Source organism: Kitasatospora sp. NPDC094016 (assembly GCF_040304045.1).
In the GTDB taxonomy this organism is placed as follows: Bacteria; Actinomycetota; Actinomycetes; order Streptomycetales; family Streptomycetaceae; genus Kitasatospora.
Genome location: NZ_JBEOUK010000050.1, coordinates 21,984 through 38,699, shown reverse-complemented (window position 1 = coordinate 38,699; position 16,716 = coordinate 21,984). Strand labels below are relative to the sequence as shown.

Below are 16,716 nucleotides of genomic sequence, written 5' to 3'. Positions count from 1 at the left end.
GCCCCCGACGCGGCCGGCCCCCACCGACCGATCCGTACCGACGACCCTTCCGACGGGAGCCACCGGCCCATGGCAACACTGGCGAAGCCGAACCTGCCCAGGTTCGACGTGGAGATCTTCCAGAACGAGTACCTTGCCGACGGCGCCCGCGAGGTCAACGCCATCGTCACGGTCACCGCGACCGGCGGCGGCACCTCCGGCGGCCGCCCGCTCGGCATCGCCGACGCGGGCGGCCCGCAGAGCGCCGACACCGCCGCGGCCGTGGTGATCCTGGTGGACTGCTCGGGCTCGATGGACTACCCCAAGACCAAGATCAACGGTGCCCGGGAGGCCACCGCCGCCGCCATCGACGCGCTGCGCGACGGCACCGCCTTCGCCGTCGTCGCCGGCACCCACGAGGCCCGCGACATCTACCCCGGCGACGGCACCCTCGCCACCGCCTCCGCCACCACCCGCGGCCACGCCAAGGAGTCCCTGCGCCGCCTCACCGCCGCCGGCGGCACCGCGATGGGCACCTGGCTGGCCAAGGCCGACAAGCTCTTCCTGACCCGCCGCGACATCGCCATCCGGCACGCCGTCCTGCTCACCGACGGCAACAACGAGCACGAGTCGGCGGTCGACCTGGAACGCGCCGTCGAGCGGGTCACCGGCCACTTCACCGCCGACTGCCGCGGCGTCGGCACCGACTGGCGGATCGACGAACTGCGCAAGATCTCCTCGGCGCTGCTCGGCACCGTCGACATCGTCGCCGAACCCTCCGGCCTGGCCGAGGACTTCCGCTCGATGATGACCGGCGCCATGGGCAAGCAGGTCGCCGACGTCGCGCTGCGGATCTGGACCCCGGCCAACGCCGCGGTCAAGTTCGTCAAGCAGGTCGCCCCCGCGGTCGAGGACCTCAGCGCCCGGCGCGCCGAGGCCGGCCCCCGGGCCGGCGACTACCCCACCGGCTCCTGGGGCGACGAGAGCCGCGACTACCACGTCTGCGTCGAGGTCCCGGCCGCCTCCATCGGCAACGAGATGCTCGCCGCCCGGATCAGCCTGGTGCTGCCCCCGCAGGTCGGCAGCGGCACCCCCGAGGTGCTCTCCCAGGGCCTGGTCAAGGCGGTGTGGACCGACGACCTGGCGTCCTCCACCCGGATCAGCCCGCAGGTCGCCCACTACACCGGGCAGGCCGAGCTGGCCTCCTCCATCCAGGAGGGCCTGGAGGCCCACCGGGCCGGGGACGTCGACACCGCCACCTCCAAGCTGGGCGCCGCCGTCCGGATCGCGCACGCGACCGGCAACGAGGGCACCTACAAACTGCTGCAGAAGGTGGTGGACGTGGTGGACCCGAAGGAGGGTACGGTTCGGTTCCGTAAGAACGTGAGCGAGGCCGACTCGATGACCCTTGAGACCCGGTCGACCAAGACGGTGCGTGTGAAGAAGTGACCGCTGAAGACGTGACCGGGCCGACGACCCGGTGCGACGCCGCCCCAAACCGGCTCGATGTGAGGGGGAACTGATGCCGATCTGCCCGAGGGGCCACGAGTCGCAGGCCGAGGACTGGTGCGACGTCTGCGGCTTCCCGATGACTCCGCCGGCCCCGACGCCGCCCGGAGCCCACCCGGGAGCCCACGGGGCCCACGGGACCCACCCGGGGGCGTACGGCTCCCACCCGGCGCCCGGGGCGCCAGGCTCGTTCGAGCAGCCCCAGCACCCGGACCACCGCGGTACGCCCTACGGCGCGCCGCTGCCGCCTCCGCCGGTGCCGTCGGGGAACGTCCCGCCGCAACCCGGCGCGATGCCGCCGCCACCGGCCCAGGGCTACCCCAACCTGACCGAGGGCCTGACGGTCTGCCCGATCTGCCGCAGCCCGCAGACCGGACGGTTCTGCGAGGAGTGCGGGTACGACTACGAGCTCTCCACCCCCTCGCGCCGCCAGCCGCCGCCCGTCGGCGGCCCGGCGCACGGCGGCCCGGCCCAGCCGCCGCTGAACATCCCGGCGGCGTACGGCGGCGCGCCGGCCGCCCAGCCGCCGTTCGGCCAACCGCCGTACGGCCAACCGCCCCTCCCGCAGCAGCCACAGCCGCAGCACACCCGGCACCCGCAGCAGGCCGCCGCGCCCGCGCACACCTACGGCTACCCTCCCTCCCTGCCCGCCAACGGGCCGGAGGGGCCCACGCCGGAGGGCGCGTTCCCCGAGGCCCCCGTCCGCGAGGACTCCGGCCCGGTGTACGCCGAGCCCCCCGGCCCGAACAACCGCGGCGGCGACTTCGGCACCTCGTTCCACCTCGCCCCGCCGCACCAGCAGCAGCCCCAGCAGCAGCCGGCGGCCACCCCCGCGGAGCCGCTCCGGGCCAACTGGATCGCGGTGGTCTCGGCCGACCGCGAGTACTTCACCGAGATGATGGCCCGCAGCGGCCCCGAGGCGGCCGGCCTGTTCTTCCCGCCGTACTGCCCCGAGCGGCGCATCCCGCTGACCGGCCGCGGCCAGCTGCGGATCGGGCGGCGCAGCCAGCACCGCGGCACCGTGCCGGAGATCGACCTGTCGGTGCCGCCGGAGGACCCGGGCGCCTCGCACCAGCACGCGATGCTCGCCGAACAGGCGGACGGCAGCTGGGTCCTGGTGGACCAGGACTCGACCAACGGCACCACCGTGAACGGCGGCGCGGAGCCGATCGCCCCGCACACCGCCGTGCCGCTGAACGACGGCGACCGGATCCACATCGGCGCCTGGACGACGATCACGGTGCACCGCGCCTGAAAGACCGTCAGCGACAACTCCGGCCGGGCCGGGCGGAATTCAACCTCCGCCCGGCCCGGTTTGTTCCCGGTTCCTCAAACGATCCACAAATTCGTCGCCCCGGGCGTGCACAGGGACCTCCGCAAGCCCTAGGCTCAGGCCACATGACTGCAGCTATATCCGCCGACGGCATCCGTCAGCGGTACGGGGACGTACAGGCCGTCGACGGGGTGTCCCTCACCGTCGAGGCCGGCGAATTCTATGGAATCCTGGGGCCCAACGGCGCCGGGAAGACCACCACGATGGAGATCCTGGAAGGCGTCCGCAAGCCGGACGAGGGCCGGGTCGAACTGCTGGGGCTGGCGCCCTGGCCGCGCAATCCGAAACTGCTGCCGCGCATCGGCGTGCAGTTCCAGGCCTCCGCCTTCTTCCGGAAACTGACGGCCCGGGAGACCATCCGCACCTTCGCGTCGTTCTACGGGGTCGGCCCCAAGCGGGCCGACGCGATGCTGGAGCGGGTCGGCCTGACCGACAAGGCCGACGTCATGACCGACCAGATGTCGGGCGGTCAGGCGCAGCGCCTGTCGATCGCCTGCGCGCTGGCCCACGACCCGGAGATCGTCTTCCTGGACGAGCCCACCACCGGCCTCGACCCGCAGGCCCGGCGCAACCTCTGGGACCTCCTGCGGGACATCAACGGCGAGGGCCGCACGGTCGTCCTGACCACCCACTACCTGGACGAGGCCGAGGTGCTCTGCGACCGGGTCTCGATCATGGACCACGGGAAGATCCTGCACACCGGCGCCCCGGCGACGCTGATCCGCGAGATCGACGACACCGTCCGGATCAGCGTCGCGTCCGGCCAGCTGTCCGCCGAGCGCGCCCGTGACCTGCTCACCGCGGCCGGCGCCGACATCGCCGCCCTGGAGGACGACAGCGTCTCGCTCTCCGTCTCCACCCGCCTCCCGGGCCCGGTCCTGAGCGTCCTGGCCGAGCAGAACGCGCTGCGCGGCCTCGAAGTGCGCGGCGCCACCCTGGAGGACGTCTTCCTCCAGCTGACCGGACGGGAGTACCGCGCATGACCGCCAGCACGTCCACCGAGCCGAAGACCCCCGCCCGGAGCGACGGGTCGAGCGGCGGCGCGAGCGCCGAGCGGGAGCGGGTCAGCGCGTTCTGGAGCCTGTCCCGCGCGATGCTGCTCGGCATGAAGCGCGACCGCACCGCGACCTTCTTCATCCTGCTCTTCCCGCTGGTGTTCCTGGTGTTCTTCGGCACCGTGGGCAAGGGCTCCGGCAGCCCGCACGCCAAGGTGGCGCAGGTCGGCGCGGTGAAGCTGTTCGACTCGATCCAGGGCGAGGGCCGGGTCGACCTGGACAAGGTCCTCACCATCACCAGGACCGACGACGCGGCCGCCACCCTGGAGAAGGTCCGCAAGGGCGACTACGACGCGATGATCGAGCAGGGCCCGGACGGCAAGGTCGAGCTGCGCTTCAGCGCCGCCGACACCGTCCGCGCCGGCGCGCTCCAGGGCATCGTCAACTCGGTGGTCCAGAGCGCCAACCAGGCCGCCACCGGCCAGAAGCCGGCCTACGTGCTGGACGCCCAGCAGGTCGAGGACCAGTCGCTCAAGCCGATCCAGTTCCTCACCCCCGGCCTGCTCGGCTGGGCCGTCGCCACCGGCGCGGTGTTCGGTGCCGCACTGACCCTGGTCGGGTGGCGCAAGAGCAAGGTGCTGCGCCGGCTGCGGCTGGCCCCGGTGAGTGCGGGCACGGTCATCAGCTCCAGGATCCTGGTCTCGCTGCTGACCTCGCTCCTCCAGACCGCCGTCTTCCTGACGGTCGCCACCAACTTCTTCGGGCTCAAGCTCACCGGCAACTGGTGGCTGGTCATCCCGCTGGTGGCCTGCGCGACGCTCGCCTTCATGTCGATCGGCCTGCTGGCCGGTTCGGTCGCCAAGACCGAGGAGGCGGCCAACGGCATCTCGCAGATCATCGTGCTGCCGATGTCCTTCCTGTCCGGCGCGTTCATCCCGCTGGACAGCGCGCCCGGCTGGCTGGAGACCATCTCCAAGGTCATGCCGCTGCGCTACCTGGTGACGGCCGCCCAGTCGGTGCTGACCCGCGGCGGCGGCGTCATGGACGCCCTGCCCACCATGGGCGGGCTGCTGCTCTTCGCGGCCGTGCTGACCGGCGTCGCCTGGAAGCTGTTCAAGTGGGAGGACGTGTGACCGCCGCCCCGGTCGCCTGAGCCCCGACACACGCCCTGCGGGGTCGTACGCCTTTGGTCCCGGTGTACGACCCCGTCGGCGTCTGCGACCATGGTCGGGTGAAAGAGATCCGGCGAGGAACGTTCAGCGAGGAGACCTTCTTCGACCAGGTCGGCGGCGAACCGACCTTCCGGCGACTGGTCCACCGGTTCTACCAGGGCATCGCCGAGGACGAGTTGCTCCGGCCGATGTACCCCGAGGAGGACCTCGGCCCGGCCGAGGAGCGGATGACCCTGTTCCTGATGCAGTACTGGGGCGGCCCGCGCACCTACAGCGAGCAGCGCGGCCACCCCCGGCTGCGGATGCGGCACGTGCCGTTCAAGGTCGACCGCGCCGCGCACGACGCCTGGCTCAGGAACATGCGGGCGGCCGTGGACGACCTGGCCCTGCCCGCCGAGGCCGAGCGGCAGCTCTGGGACTACCTCACCTACGCCGCCGCCTCGATGATCAACACCCCGGGCTGAGCCCCCGGGCCGGGCCGGCCCCGGTCAGCGGAGCGGGCTGAGCCCCAGCCCCGCGCCGGGCGCGGCCGCCGTCCGGACCGCCACCGAACCGGCCGGGGCACTCAGCCGCAGCCAGCCACCCGCCCGGTGCACGGTGAGCGGGGCCCCGGGCTTCAGGAAGCCGATCACGTACGCCGCGTGCACCGCCCGCAGCGGCAGCTCCGGCAGCACGGAGACCGGGCGGGACCAGATCTCGTCGGCCAGCGCATCCAGCACCGCACGGCCGCGGTGGTGCGCCGGGACGGCCTCGCTGCGCTCACGGAACTCCCGCACCCCGGCCATCAGTTCCGGGTACACCTCGGCCGCCGGCGGCGCCCCGACCGGCCGCCAGCCGGTGCGCGGCGGCAGCAGCCCGGCCCAGGCCGGTCCGGTCACCGGGGCGGGCAGCGCGACGGCACCCGTCCCGGTGTCCACGCCGTCCAGCAGTTGGCCCGCCGAGACCGTCAGATCGGTCGACTCGGCCGGCCCGGTCAGCCGGGCGGTGCGGATCGCCAGCGCGCCCGAACCGCCCAGCGGCAGCCGCCCGAAGACCGCCAGCACGCCGTCGTCCCCGGCCGGGGCCACCGCCTGCAACCGGACGGCCGCCGCCTTGTCGAAGCGCAGCAGGCGCAGCAGGAAAGCGGAGAGGTCGGCGGCCTCGCCGGCGTCGGTGAGGGCGAGGCGGGCGGTGATGGTCAACGCGGGTCAGCTCGAATCGTCGGAGGTGGGTGCTCAGGCGGCGACTACGGCGGGCTCCTCGTCCATGAAGCGGGACAGGAACTCCCGCTCCACGGGCGAGATCCGGCGCGGCCGGCCCTCCGCCAGGTCGTAGGGCACGACCACGGTGGAGGCCTGGACGTACACCGTCTCGGTGCCGTCCTCGGCGACGTCCTTGATCTCGTAGGACACGGTCAGCGAGGCGCCGCCGATGCGGGTCACCCTGGTCTCGACGGTGACCGGCTCCGGCCGGTGCACCAGCGGGCGCTTGTAGTCGATCTCGTGGCGGGCCACCACCGAGCCGCCCGCGAACTCCCCCGCCCCGGCCTCGGCGGCCTGGGTGAACATGAAGTCGATCCGGGCCTCCTCCAGGTAGCGAAGGAAGACCACGTTGTTGACGTGGCCGAACGCGTCCATGTCGGACCAGCGCAGCGGGCAGGCGTAGATGTGGCGGGCCACAGGTGTTCTCCTCGACGTCCGGTCGCCCGCCGCCGTGCGGTGGCGGCGGGCCGGCGGCCGGCAGGCCGCCCCGAGGGGCAGTCTGCCGGGCCGCCGTGACGGCTGGGTGTCAGCCGCGGGTCAGCTTCTTGTACGTGGCCCGGTGCGGGCGGGCCGCGTCCGCGCCGAGCCGCTCGATCTTGTTCTTCTCGTACGACTCGAAGTTGCCCTCGAACCAGAACCACTTGCTCTCGCCCTCGTAGGCGAGGATGTGGGTGGCCACCCGGTCCAGGAACCAGCGGTCGTGGGAGATGACCACGGCGCAGCCGGGGAACTCCAGCAGGGCGTTCTCCAGCGAGGAGAGCGTCTCGACGTCGAGGTCGTTGGTGGGCTCGTCGAGGAGCAGCAGGTTGCCGCCCTGCTTGAGGGTGAGCGCCAGGTTCAGGCGGTTGCGCTCACCGCCGGAGAGCACGCCGGCCGGCTTCTGCTGGTCCGGGCCCTTGAAGCCGAAGGCCGACACGTAGGCGCGGGACGGCATCTCGACCTGGCCGACGTTGATCCAGTCCAGACCGTCGGAGACGACCTCCCAGAGCGTCTTCTTCGGGTCGATGTTGGCGCGGCTCTGGTCGACGTAGCTGATCTTGACGGTCTCGCCGACCTTGACCACACCGGAGTCGGGGGTCTCCATGTCCTGGAGCATCTTGAACAGCGTGGTCTTGCCGGCGCCGTTGGGGCCGATGATGCCGACGATGCCGTTGCGCGGCAGGGTGAAGCTGAGGTCGTCGATCAGGATCTTCTCGCCGAAGGCCTTGGAGAGGTTCTCCACCTCGATGACGATGCTGCCCAGACGCGGGCCCGGCGGGATCTGGATCTCCTCGAAGTCCAGCTTCCGCATCTTGTCCGCCTCGGCCGCCATCTCCTCGTAGCGGGCCAGACGGGCCTTGGACTTCGCCTGGCGGCCCTTGGCGTTGGAGCGGACCCACTCCAGCTCCTCGCGGAGCCGCTTGGCGCGCTTGGCGTCCTTCTGGCCCTCGACCTTGAGGCGGGACTGCTTGGACTCCAGGTAGGTGGAGTAGTTGCCCTCGTAGCCGATGGCGCGGCCGCGGTCGAGCTCCAGGATCCAGCCGGCCACGTTGTCCAGGAAGTACCGGTCGTGGGTGACGGCGACGACGGTGCCCGGGTACTTGGCCAGGTGCTGCTCCAGCCAGTTCACCGACTCGGCGTCCAGGTGGTTGGTGGGCTCGTCGAGGAGCAGCAGGTCGGGGGACTCCAGCAGCAGCTTGCAGAGCGCCACGCGGCGCTTCTCGCCACCGGAGAGCTTGGTGACCGGCCAGTCGCCGGGCGGGCAGCCCAGGGCGTCCATGGCCTGCTCCAGCTGGGCCTCCAGGTCCCACGCGTTGGCGTGGTCCAGGTCCTCCTGGAGCTTGCCCATCTCGTCCAGCAGGGCGTCCGAGTAGTCGGTCGCCATCAGCTCGGCGATCTCGTTGAAGCGGTTGAGCTTCCCCTTGATCTCCTTGACGCCGTCCTCGACGTTCTCCAGGACGGTCTTGGTCTCGTCGAGCGGCGGCTCCTGGAGCAGCATGCCGACGGTGAAACCGGGCGAGAGGAAGGCGTCGCCGTTGGAGGGGTGCTCCAGGCCGGCCATCATCTTCAGCACGGTGGACTTGCCCGCGCCGTTGGGGCCCACGACGCCGATCTTCGCCCCGGGGAGGAAGCTGAGCGTCACGTCGTCAAGGATGACCTTGTCTCCGTGCGCCTTGCGCACCTTGCGCATCGTGTAGATGTATTCCGCCACGTGAGATCGCTCCGGCGTCGTCGGGAGTATTCGGCTTGCAGCCTTCCATTGTGCCGCACCCGGCCGGGAGCCCCGAACGCCCGGTGTGCCCCACGGGGGTATCCGCAGCGCGGGGTTGAACGCCGAAGGCCCGGCCCCCGCAGCGGGTGCGGGGGCCGGGCCGGGTGCCGTCAGGGCCTCAGGAGGTCAGCGCCTCCGGGCCTGCGGGGCGGTTCAGGCGGCGGTGCGACCGTGGCGGCCACGGCGGCGCAGGACGAAGACCGCGGCGCCACCGGCCAGGACCAGGCCACCGGCGACGGCGGCGAGGATCGGGGTCGAGTCACTGGCACCGGTCTGGGCCAGGCCACCGGTGCCCGGGGCGGAGCTGGTCGCGGCCGGGCTCGGGTGCGCGGCGGCGGCGGTGCTGGCACCGGCCGACGGGGTGCCGGCCTGGCTCGGGGTGCCACTCGGGGTGCCGGTCGGCGCGGTGCTCGGGGCGGTGCTCGGGGTGCCGCTCGCGGCCGGGGTCGACGGGCCGGAGGTCGGCGGGGTCACACCGGTCTTGCAGTCCAGGACGCCCTTGAACTCCTTGGCGAAGCCGTTCGGGCCGGTGACGTTGATGTCGTAGGCGGCCTTCTCGGCGACCGGGACGAGCACGTTCTCGGTCTTGCCCGGCTGGACGGTCAGCTGCTTGCCCGGCTTGACCGTGACGGTGGCGGCCTCGTCACCGCCGTTGGTGACGGTGACGCGCACGCCGTTGTTCTCGCACTCGACCTGGGCGGTGCTGTCGAGCAGCGCGCCCTGGCCCTGCTTCCAGGTGGCCTTGGCGCCGGCGGAGACGCTGAGCTTGCTGGAGCCGGCCAGGATCATGCTCTGGCTGTGCCGCTTCGGGTCGTAGCCCTCGCTGAGGAAGACCCGGCCGCTGGGCACGACGGTGTCGGCGGCGGCGGCGAGGGCGACGGAGCCGTCCGGGGTGCCGGCCGGCACGTCCAGGAACAGCTGGGTCTCCTTGATCGGACCGGTCAGGGTGGCGCCGACCGGCTTGCCGTCCTTGTCCACCACCTTGACCTTGTCGGCGGCGTCACCGGTGACGGTGAGCTTCACCTCGGCGGCGCTGGACTTGAGGGTGAAGGGGCCGAGCTTGTTGCCGGACTTCCCGGAGACGGAGTCCGGGTTGAGGGTCAACGAGGGGTTGGGCTCGGCGGCGATGCCCTTGTTGGCGTCGCCGAGCAGGTAGTCGCGCAGCTTCTTGGCCTTGGCGTTGCGCGGGACGGCGTTCTTGTTGTCCGAGAACTTCCAGATCGCGGCCTGGGTGCCCGCAGCGGCGTCCTCGGCGGTCAGGCCGTCGACGCCGACGGTCTTGCCGAGCGCCGTCAGGTCCTTGACCTGCGGGTAGGAGTTCTCCAGGATCCAGCGGATCTTGGAGGCCGCCTCGACCTTGTTCTTGCCGCCGAGCGAGCTCGACTTCCAGTCCGACTCCTGGTACTTCGCGGCGCTGTCCAGGTAGACCGGGTTGTCGAAGTCGATGCAGTAGGTCTGGATCTCGCCGTTGGACGTCTTGAGGGTGAACAGGCCGCCGTCGACGGTCCCCTTGCCCTCGACGTCGATCTTCTCGCCCAACATCGTGTTCTGGAGGACGGCCTTGACGCCCGCACCCGGGGTGTCCGCCGCGGCCGCCGCACCGGCCGCGAACAGGCCCCCGCCCAACACCAGGCTGGTCGTGAGCATGACAGTGGTTATGCGGGGGAGACTCCGCGCCTGCCTCTGGAACATCTGGGATCCCTCCGGGCCGGGCCGCACCGATGGACAGCCCGCCGACTTGCCGTGCCGCGCGCGCCCCCTGTGGCGCTGCTGCGGGTATGAACCAGACGAATCCTATTGAGCCCCGCAGGCCCCGAAACCCCCATGCGAAATCAGGACGATTCCGTATCTGGATCGTTATCAACCCCCTCAGTTTCGACACAAGCTGACGAGCAGCCAGAATCCCCTCGCGACTTTTCGTTATCCGGGCGAGATTGCACGTACGGGAGCAACAACTGTCTCGATCAACATATTTGTCGACAGTTAAGGTCATCGACCCGTCAGATCAGCGCAGCCTGCTCGCCACCTCTCCGCTCCCCCTCGGCCACCCGGCCCCGCTCCCCCACCTCCGCCTCCGACGCCCCGTCCGACACCGGCCGCAGCGGCGGCGGGGGCTCCGGCGGGCGCGGCGCCGAGGCCGCCGCCGAGGCCTTCCGCGCCTCCAGCGCGTCGGCGATCCACCCCGGCACCACCCCTGGGCCGGCCTGCGCCCCGGCCGGCCCCGCGGCACCCGACGGCTGCCCGCGCACCCCCGCCGCCCAACGGAACGCCGAGGTACCACGGGTGAGGTCGTGTCCGACCGATCGGGCGTCGATCTCGGCCCCGGTGCGCTTCACCTCGCCGTCGGCCCACTCCCGCAGCCGCAGCCGACCGCACACCAGCACCGGGTCCCCCTTGGCGAGCGAACCGATCAGGTTGACCGCGAGGCCCCGCCAGGCCGTCACCGTCAGCCACTGCGTCTCGCCGTCCGCCCAGCACTCGCGCTGCCGGTCGTAGCGGCGCTCGGTGCAGCCGAGCCGGAACCTGGCCATCGGCACCCCGCTGCCCGTTTCGCCGTAGGTCACCTCCGTCGCGACAATGCCGACGATCGTCACCTGCATCTCGTTCACGGCGCACTCTCCGTTCTCGCCGATGCACCGTACGGAATCGACCGGTGCGCGTTGAGAGTGTGCTTCGCGGGAAATCCCCGCCAGGGAGTTCTGAAATCCTGTGGACAACTCGATGCCCCGGAAAACCGACGTCACTCGCAGGGGTGAATTTCGGCCTTTCGGCACCCCTTCGCGCCCATCTCATCGCGGCCATGACAACAAACCCGCTGCTCGTCACCCCCGACCGGCACGCCCCGGAACAGCGCCGGACGACCGTCCGCGCACGTCATCCGACCGGAGGAAGCCGAATACGGCCCCCCACCCGCGCCGGTGGCGACACATTCTCCGTGCCGAATCCATAACGGGTGGGGCGGCAGCCCCGTAACGACTGCACAACGTCCGGCTCGGAACACTCCCAGACCGCTGCACTCACGGCGTTCACCTGCGATTATCGGACCGCTCCACCGAACCGACACACCAACGGCGGTGTCGTCACACTCGGCCGAGGAACTGGGCACCCTTATCCTGTCCCCGACAGGGCGAGGGCCCACTACCCCCACCCCCACCCTCACGGTACGGGGCCGGAGACGCGCGCCCCCAGCGCTCGTCGCCCGACCCGGCCACGGTCACGCCCGCCCGGGCGCAGCCCGCCCCGCCCCCATAGCTCAGCGGATAGAGCACCCGCCTTCTAAGCGGTAGGTCGCAGGTTCGAATCCTGCTGGGGGCACCACCATGGCATTCCCGCAGGCCGTCAGGCCGGCGGCCGCATTGCCCGGCCACCGCGGGCTCCCGGAAATCCCGTCCGCACGCCGCCCGATTCCCCGCACCCACCGCAGCTAACCCGTGACTATCCGTGTCATGGCCACTGCGATAACCGGCCGATCCGGATGGCCGCCACTGCGGACCGGATGCGGGAGAAGACCCGGACAACCGGAATTCCGGGCGAATCACGCCCCGGGGACAATCCGCCCGCCGACCCGGCCGGGAGCCGCTCGGCCGCGGACCCGATCGGCCGCTCAGCCGGCGGTGGCGAGCCCGGCCAGGTAGGCGTCCAGCAGGGCGGTCTGCCGCTCGGGCGGGAAGTCCGCCGGGGCGAACAGCGCCTGCACCACCAGGCCGAGCGCGAAGGCCTGCGCGCCGGTCGCGAGCGCGGCGGCGTCGGCCCCGGCCGGGAGCTCCCCGAGCCGCTGGGCGTCCGCGACGTGCGCCGCGAGGGCCTCGCGCGAGCGGGCGTAACGACCCGCGTGCGCGGCCGCGAGCGCGGGGTCCGACAGGGCGACGTCCCAGGAGCCGACCCAGATCCGGTTGCCGGCCACCGCCGCGCCGTCCAGTGGCAGGACGTCGAGCAGCGCGGCCCGCAGTCGGGCCAGTCCAGGGGGTGGCGGCGGGGTGCCGTCGGCGGGGGCGGTGCGCCGGGGCCGGGAGCCGGAGCGCCGGTCGAGTTCGTCCAGCGCGTGGCTCAGCAGGGCCCGCTTGTTGGGGAAGTAGTGCGTCAACAGGCCGGTGGAGGCGCCCAGTTCGGTGGCCACGGCACGCAGGGTCAGCCCCTCGAAACCACGGCTGGAGAGCACCCGCCACACGCCCTCGGACACTTCCAGGCGGCGGGCGTCATGGTCTCCACGGGCCGGTGTCATGGGGATCATCGTACATACCAAACGTTTGTTATGTATGGTTCCCAGCACAGCGCGCGTCCCGTGAACGTGCATCCCGTGAACCCGTGAACCGTGTCCCCTGTCCCGTGAAAGGCCAGCCCATGTTTGCCGTACCGCTCGCCGAGAACGCCGAACTGCGCCCGCTGGAGCCGTGGCAGGCAGCCGAGTTCCTGGCCCACATCGACCGCGCCCGCGCCCACACCGACCCGTGGATCCCCTGGGCCACCCGCTCCACCGACCTCGACTCCGCCCGCGCCACCCTCCAGCGCTACGCCGACCAGCAGGCCGCCGACACCGGCCGGATCTACGGCATCTGGCGGGACGGCACGCTGGTCGGCGGCGTGATGTTCGTGAGCTTCAACGCCCAGAGCGGCGTCTGCGAGATCGGCGCCTGGACCGAGCCGGCCGGCGAGGGCGGCGGACTGATCACCGCCGCCGTCCGGCGGCTGCTCGACTACGCCTTCACCACCCGCGGCCTGCACCGCGCCGAGTGGTGGTGCTCCGCCGGCAACGCCCGCAGCCGGGCCGTCGCCGAGCGGATCGGCATGACCCTGGACGGCACCCTGCGCGAGTGGTACCCGCACAACGGGGTCCGCCACGACAAGCAGATCTGGTCGATCCTGGCCCCGGAGTGGACGCCCGGGGCCTGACCGGACGCGGCGGGGCCCGGTGGACACCCCCGTGTCCCACCGGACCCCGCCGCTCCCCGGACCGTCGCCCCGGGCCCCGGGCCCTCAGGCCGCCAGCACCGGCGGCTCCGCCGCCGCCACCGTCCTGGGTACCCGCAGCGCGAGCAGCAGGACCAGCACCAGCAGACCGCCGGCCGACAGGAACACCACGTCGACCGCGTCCGTGAAGCTGCGCAGCGCGTGCTCGCGGGCCGCGCCGCCGAGCGTCCGGACGGCGCCGAGCGGCAGTCCGGGCTCGCCGTCCGCGAAGGCCCGGGCCAGCACGGTGCCGAAGAGCGCCGCGCCGAGCGCGCTGCCGAGGGTCTGGAAGAAGCGGATCCCGGTGGTCGCGACGCCGAGCTGGTGCCGGGGGACGGACTCCTGCACCACCGTGACCAGCTGGCCGATCAGCTGACCCATCCCGAAGCCCAGCAGGACGAGTTCGCCGCAGACCGCCCACAGCCCGGTGGTCGGGCCGCTGAGGCCGAGCAGGAGCAGGGCGATCGCCGCACAGCCCGCGCCGGCCACCAGGAAGGTGCGCTCCGCGTGTCCGCGGGCGGTGAGCCGGCCGGCCAGCAGGCCGACCGCCGTCATCCCGCCCGCCATCGGGGTCAGGTAGAGGCTGGCCGAGGTGGGGTCGATGCCGCGGGCGATCTGCAGGTAGAGCATCACGTAGACGATCGAGCCGGTCAGGGCCATCCCGACCAGGCCCTGGATCGCGAAGCCGAGGCGCACCACGCTGATCCGGAACAGCGACAGCGGCAGCACCGGCTCGGCGGCGGTGGCCTGGCGCCACACGAAGAGGCCGAGCGCGGCCAGGGTGGCGGCGACGAGCCCGAGGATCACCGGGGAGGTCCAGGCGTGGTCCTTGCCGCCCCACTCGGTGACCAGCAGCAGCCCGGTCGCGAAGGCGGCGGCGAGGGCGGCACCGAGGAAGTCCAGGCTGCGGCGGCCGGCCGCCGGCGGCAGCTTGATCACCAGGGCGGTGCCGACCAGGACGAGCACGCCGAGCGGCAGGTTGACGTAGAAGATCCAGCGCCAGCTGAGGTGATCGGTGAGCAGCGCCCCGATCAGCGGGCCGACCGCCATGCCGATGCCCGCGACGACCCCGCCCATCGCACCGCCCTTGCCGCTGCCGCGCTCGGCCGGGTCCTTGAGGTGGGCGACGACCACCATGGTGACGCTCATCAGCCCGCCGCCGCCGATGCCCTGGACGGCCCGGAAGGCGATCAGCTGGCCCATCGACTGCGCGAACCCGCAGAGCGCCGAGCCGACCAGGAAGGTGGCGACCGCGCCGAGCAGCACGCGCTTGGCGCCGTACAGGTCGCAGAGCTTGCCGTAGAGCGGCAGCAGCGCGGTCGCGGCGAGGGCGAACGAGCTGACCAGCCAGGGCAGTCGGTCGACGCCGTGGACGGGGTCGAGCTCCCGGACGATCGGCACGGTGGCCGCGGACACGATGTTCATGTCGAGCACGGCCAGCACGATCGTGACCAGGCAGAGCAGCATGCCCAGGTTGCGCTGGGCCGGTGTCATCAGGGCAGCGGGTGCCATCGGTAAGTCCCCCCAGGGTCGGTGGAGTTCGGGCCGGGCCGGTGCGGCCGGCGGCACGTCCTCACCATGGCAGTTTTTTTATACCTGGTCAATTCTTAAGCTGGGCTCAATCTTCATCCTGGTCGATCTTTGATCCTGGTACAGTCGAACCATGGCGACGCACACCGGCTTCAGCCCCGACGACGACCGCGACCTCGACGCCCTTCCGCTGCGCGAGCGCAAGAAGATCCAGACCGGCATCCGGATCTGGCGCACCGCCATCGGGCTGTTCGCCGAGCGGGACTTCGACCAGGTCTCGGTGGCCGAGATCGCGGCCGCCGCCGAGGTGTCCAAGATGACCGTCTTCAACTACTTCCCCACCAAGGAAGACCTGGTCATGGCCCCCATGGAGCAGCACCTCGACGAGCCGGCCCGGGTGGTCCGCGAACGCGCCCCCGGCGTCTCGGCAGTGGCGGCGATGCGCGAGCAGTACCTCGCCGCACTGGAGCAGTACGACCCGGCCACCGGGCTGAGCGACGAACCGCTCGTGCTCGACGTGGTCCGGCTGATCCACCGCACCCCGGCCCTGGCGATGCGCGCCACCGCCGGCTTCGGCCGACACGCGCAGGGCCTGCTGACCACCGAACTCCTCGCCCAGGACCCGGCCCACGACGAGCTCACCGCACAGATCGCCGCCGCCCAACTGCTCGCCGCCCGACTGGCCCTGACCACCGAGAACCAGCGCCGGATACTGGCCGGCGAACGCGCCGCGGCCGCCCTGCCCGCCGCCCTCGACCGGGCCGCGCGCGCCTTCGCCCTGGTCGAGGGCGGCCTCGGCGACTACTGCGCCGTCGCCTCCTGAGAGAGTGGGCGCACCACGACCGCCCGGAGGTGCGCATGGACCAGCCGCTGCTCACGCGGGACCGCTCCGCCCTGCCCGCCCACGCCGAGGGCCTGCACGCGTACGTCGGCGAGGACGGCGTCGCCGTCCTGGAGTTCGCCCGACCGCACCGGCGCAACGCGGTGACCCTGGAGATCTGGCAGGCGCTGCCGAAGGTGCTACTGCGCCTCGCCGAGCAGCCGGGGGTGCGCGCCCTGCTGGTCACCGGCGCCGGCGGCACCTTCAGCGCGGGCGCGGACATCGCCGAACTCGCCGAGGTGTACGGCGATCCGGAGCGCGCGGACGCCTACCACGCGGTCAACGTCGCCGCCGAGGAGGCGCTGGCGGCCTTCCCGCACCCGACCGTCGCCGTGGTGCAGGGCGCCTGCGTGGGCGGCGGCTGCCAGCTGGCCGTCGCGTGCGACCTGCGGTTCGTCGCCGAGGACGCCCGGCTGGGGATCACCCCGGCCAAGCTCGGCGTGGTCTACCCGGCGGTACCGACCGTACGGCTGGCCCGGCTGGTCGGCCCGGCCCGCGCCAAGTACCTGTTGTTCTCCGGCGAGTTGGTGACGGGCCGCGACGCGCTGCCGCTGGGCCTGGCGGAGCGTGTCCTGCCGGGCGCCGAACTGGACGCCGCCGCGCTGGAGTTCGCCCGACTGCTGACCCGGCGTTCGGCCCAGACCATCGGCGCGGTGAAGGCCGCGCTGGCCGTCCCGGCGGAGCGGGCGGCGCAGGCGCTGGCGCCCTGGGAGCGCCGCTCCCGGGAGACCTCGGACGTGCCCGAGGGGCTGGCCGCGTTCCTGGAGGGCCGTCCGGCGCGGTTCTGACCGGGGCCGGGCCCGAGGTCCGGGGCCCGTCCGCGCGGACGGGCTCGCGTACGATCATCCGATTGACGCCGGGCCGCCCCGACGCCCCCGT

General features: G+C 72.3%; 15 protein-coding genes and 1 tRNA gene. 9 read left to right on the top strand and 7 right to left on the bottom strand.

What is annotated here, in order from left to right:
- Positions 1-69: 69 nt before the first annotated feature.
- The 5 genes from ABT015_RS32205 (at position 70) to ABT015_RS32185 (ending at position 5,452) form a co-directional block, all read left to right on the top strand.
- Entirely contained in the window at positions 70-1,428 is a 1,359-nt protein-coding gene (locus ABT015_RS32205; protein WP_350885466.1) for a vWA domain-containing protein, read from the top strand.
- 73 nt (positions 1,429-1,501) lie between these two features.
- Positions 1,502-2,743 (top strand): FHA domain-containing protein, encoded by a 1,242-nt coding sequence (locus tag ABT015_RS32200; protein WP_350885464.1) that lies wholly within the window; start codon positions 1,502-1,504, stop codon positions 2,741-2,743.
- Positions 2,744-2,886: 143 nt separating this feature from the next.
- On the top strand, positions 2,887-3,804 hold the full coding sequence (locus tag ABT015_RS32195) for an ABC transporter ATP-binding protein (RefSeq protein ID WP_350885462.1): 918 nt from the start codon (positions 2,887-2,889) through the stop codon (positions 3,802-3,804).
- Positions 3,801-4,949: an ABC transporter permease gene (locus ABT015_RS32190; RefSeq protein ID WP_350885460.1), complete on the top strand. Its 1,149-nt coding sequence runs from the start codon at positions 3,801-3,803 to the stop codon at positions 4,947-4,949. Before ABT015_RS32195 ends, ABT015_RS32190 begins: the two co-directional genes overlap by 4 nt.
- A gap of 98 nt (positions 4,950-5,047) precedes the next feature.
- Positions 5,048-5,452, top strand: coding sequence for a globin (locus ABT015_RS32185; protein ID WP_063351424.1), 405 nt, complete (start codon positions 5,048-5,050; stop codon positions 5,450-5,452).
- Positions 5,453-5,476: 24 nt separating this feature from the next.
- Here ABT015_RS32185 and ABT015_RS32180 read toward each other — a convergent pair whose 3' ends face one another.
- The 5 genes from ABT015_RS32180 to ABT015_RS32160 form a co-directional block, all read right to left on the bottom strand.
- Positions 5,477-6,169, bottom strand: a complete 693-nt coding sequence (locus ABT015_RS32180; protein ID WP_350885458.1) for a DUF8185 domain-containing protein — start codon at positions 6,167-6,169, stop codon at positions 5,477-5,479.
- Between the two features lie 33 nt (positions 6,170-6,202).
- A complete protein-coding gene (locus ABT015_RS32175; protein ID WP_063349408.1) occupies positions 6,203-6,646 on the bottom strand; it encodes an acyl-CoA thioesterase in 444 nt (147 codons plus the stop codon).
- Between the two features lie 109 nt (positions 6,647-6,755).
- Positions 6,756-8,420 carry an energy-dependent translational throttle protein EttA gene (gene ettA / locus ABT015_RS32170; RefSeq protein ID WP_079135893.1) on the bottom strand — a complete coding sequence of 555 codons (1,665 nt, stop codon included), beginning with the start codon at positions 8,418-8,420 and terminating at the stop codon, positions 6,756-6,758.
- Between the two features lie 213 nt (positions 8,421-8,633).
- Positions 8,634-10,127 (bottom strand): Cys-Gln thioester bond-forming surface protein, encoded by a 1,494-nt coding sequence (locus ABT015_RS32165; protein ID WP_350885455.1) that lies wholly within the window; start codon positions 10,125-10,127, stop codon positions 8,634-8,636.
- A 353-nt stretch (positions 10,128-10,480) separates the two neighbouring features.
- Entirely contained in the window at positions 10,481-11,080 is a 600-nt protein-coding gene (locus ABT015_RS32160; protein ID WP_350885507.1) for a single-stranded DNA-binding protein, read from the bottom strand.
- A gap of 642 nt (positions 11,081-11,722) precedes the next feature.
- On the opposite strand from ABT015_RS32160, the gene ABT015_RS32155 reads away from it, so the two are divergent.
- Positions 11,723-11,798, top strand: a tRNA-Arg gene (locus ABT015_RS32155).
- 286 nt (positions 11,799-12,084) lie between these two features.
- Here the strand turns inward: ABT015_RS32155 and ABT015_RS32150 are convergent.
- Entirely contained in the window at positions 12,085-12,702 is a 618-nt protein-coding gene (locus ABT015_RS32150; RefSeq protein ID WP_350885453.1) for a TetR/AcrR family transcriptional regulator, read from the bottom strand.
- A gap of 119 nt (positions 12,703-12,821) precedes the next feature.
- Here ABT015_RS32150 and ABT015_RS32145 point away from each other — a divergent pair, with 119 nt between their 5' ends.
- Positions 12,822-13,370: a GNAT family N-acetyltransferase gene (locus ABT015_RS32145; protein WP_350885451.1), complete on the top strand. Its 549-nt coding sequence runs from the start codon at positions 12,822-12,824 to the stop codon at positions 13,368-13,370.
- Between the two features lie 84 nt (positions 13,371-13,454).
- Here ABT015_RS32145 and ABT015_RS32140 read toward each other — a convergent pair whose 3' ends face one another.
- A complete protein-coding gene (locus ABT015_RS32140; protein ID WP_350885449.1) occupies positions 13,455-14,939 on the bottom strand; it encodes an MFS transporter in 1,485 nt (494 codons plus the stop codon).
- Between the two features lie 151 nt (positions 14,940-15,090).
- Here ABT015_RS32140 and ABT015_RS32135 point away from each other — a divergent pair, with 151 nt between their 5' ends.
- Both ABT015_RS32135 and ABT015_RS32130 read left to right on the top strand, forming a co-directional pair.
- Positions 15,091-15,780 carry a TetR/AcrR family transcriptional regulator gene (locus ABT015_RS32135; RefSeq protein ID WP_350885447.1) on the top strand — a complete coding sequence of 230 codons (690 nt, stop codon included), beginning with the start codon at positions 15,091-15,093 and terminating at the stop codon, positions 15,778-15,780.
- A gap of 35 nt (positions 15,781-15,815) precedes the next feature.
- Positions 15,816-16,625 carry an enoyl-CoA hydratase/isomerase family protein gene (locus ABT015_RS32130; RefSeq protein ID WP_079135891.1) on the top strand — a complete coding sequence of 270 codons (810 nt, stop codon included), beginning with the start codon at positions 15,816-15,818 and terminating at the stop codon, positions 16,623-16,625.
- Positions 16,626-16,716: the final 91 nt, after the last annotated feature.

What these genes read in the sequence shown, in the direction of transcription:
- ABT015_RS32130 (WP_079135891.1), top strand. Translation starts at nt 15,816, where the DNA reads ATGGACCAGCCGCTGCTCACGCGGGACCGCTCCGCCCTGCCCGCCCAC.
- ABT015_RS32135 (WP_350885447.1), top strand. Translation starts at nt 15,091, where the DNA reads ATGGCGACGCACACCGGCTTCAGCCCCGACGACGACCGCGACCTCGAC.
- ABT015_RS32200 (WP_350885464.1), top strand. Translation starts at nt 1,502, where the DNA reads ATGCCGATCTGCCCGAGGGGCCACGAGTCGCAGGCCGAGGACTGGTGC.
- ABT015_RS32165 (WP_350885455.1), bottom strand. Translation starts at nt 10,127, where the DNA reads ATGCTCACGACCAGCCTGGTGTTGGGCGGGGGCCTGTTCGCGGCCGGT.
- ABT015_RS32145 (WP_350885451.1), top strand. Translation starts at nt 12,822, where the DNA reads ATGTTTGCCGTACCGCTCGCCGAGAACGCCGAACTGCGCCCGCTGGAG.
- ABT015_RS32160 (WP_350885507.1), bottom strand. Translation starts at nt 11,080, where the DNA reads ATGCAGGTGACGATCGTCGGCATTGTCGCGACGGAGGTGACCTACGGC.
- ABT015_RS32190 (WP_350885460.1), top strand. Translation starts at nt 3,801, where the DNA reads ATGACCGCCAGCACGTCCACCGAGCCGAAGACCCCCGCCCGGAGCGAC.
- ABT015_RS32195 (WP_350885462.1), top strand. Translation starts at nt 2,887, where the DNA reads ATGACTGCAGCTATATCCGCCGACGGCATCCGTCAGCGGTACGGGGAC.
- ABT015_RS32150 (WP_350885453.1), bottom strand. Translation starts at nt 12,702, where the DNA reads ATGACACCGGCCCGTGGAGACCATGACGCCCGCCGCCTGGAAGTGTCC.
- ABT015_RS32205 (WP_350885466.1), top strand. Translation starts at nt 70, where the DNA reads ATGGCAACACTGGCGAAGCCGAACCTGCCCAGGTTCGACGTGGAGATC.
- ABT015_RS32140 (WP_350885449.1), bottom strand. Translation starts at nt 14,939, where the DNA reads ATGGCACCCGCTGCCCTGATGACACCGGCCCAGCGCAACCTGGGCATG.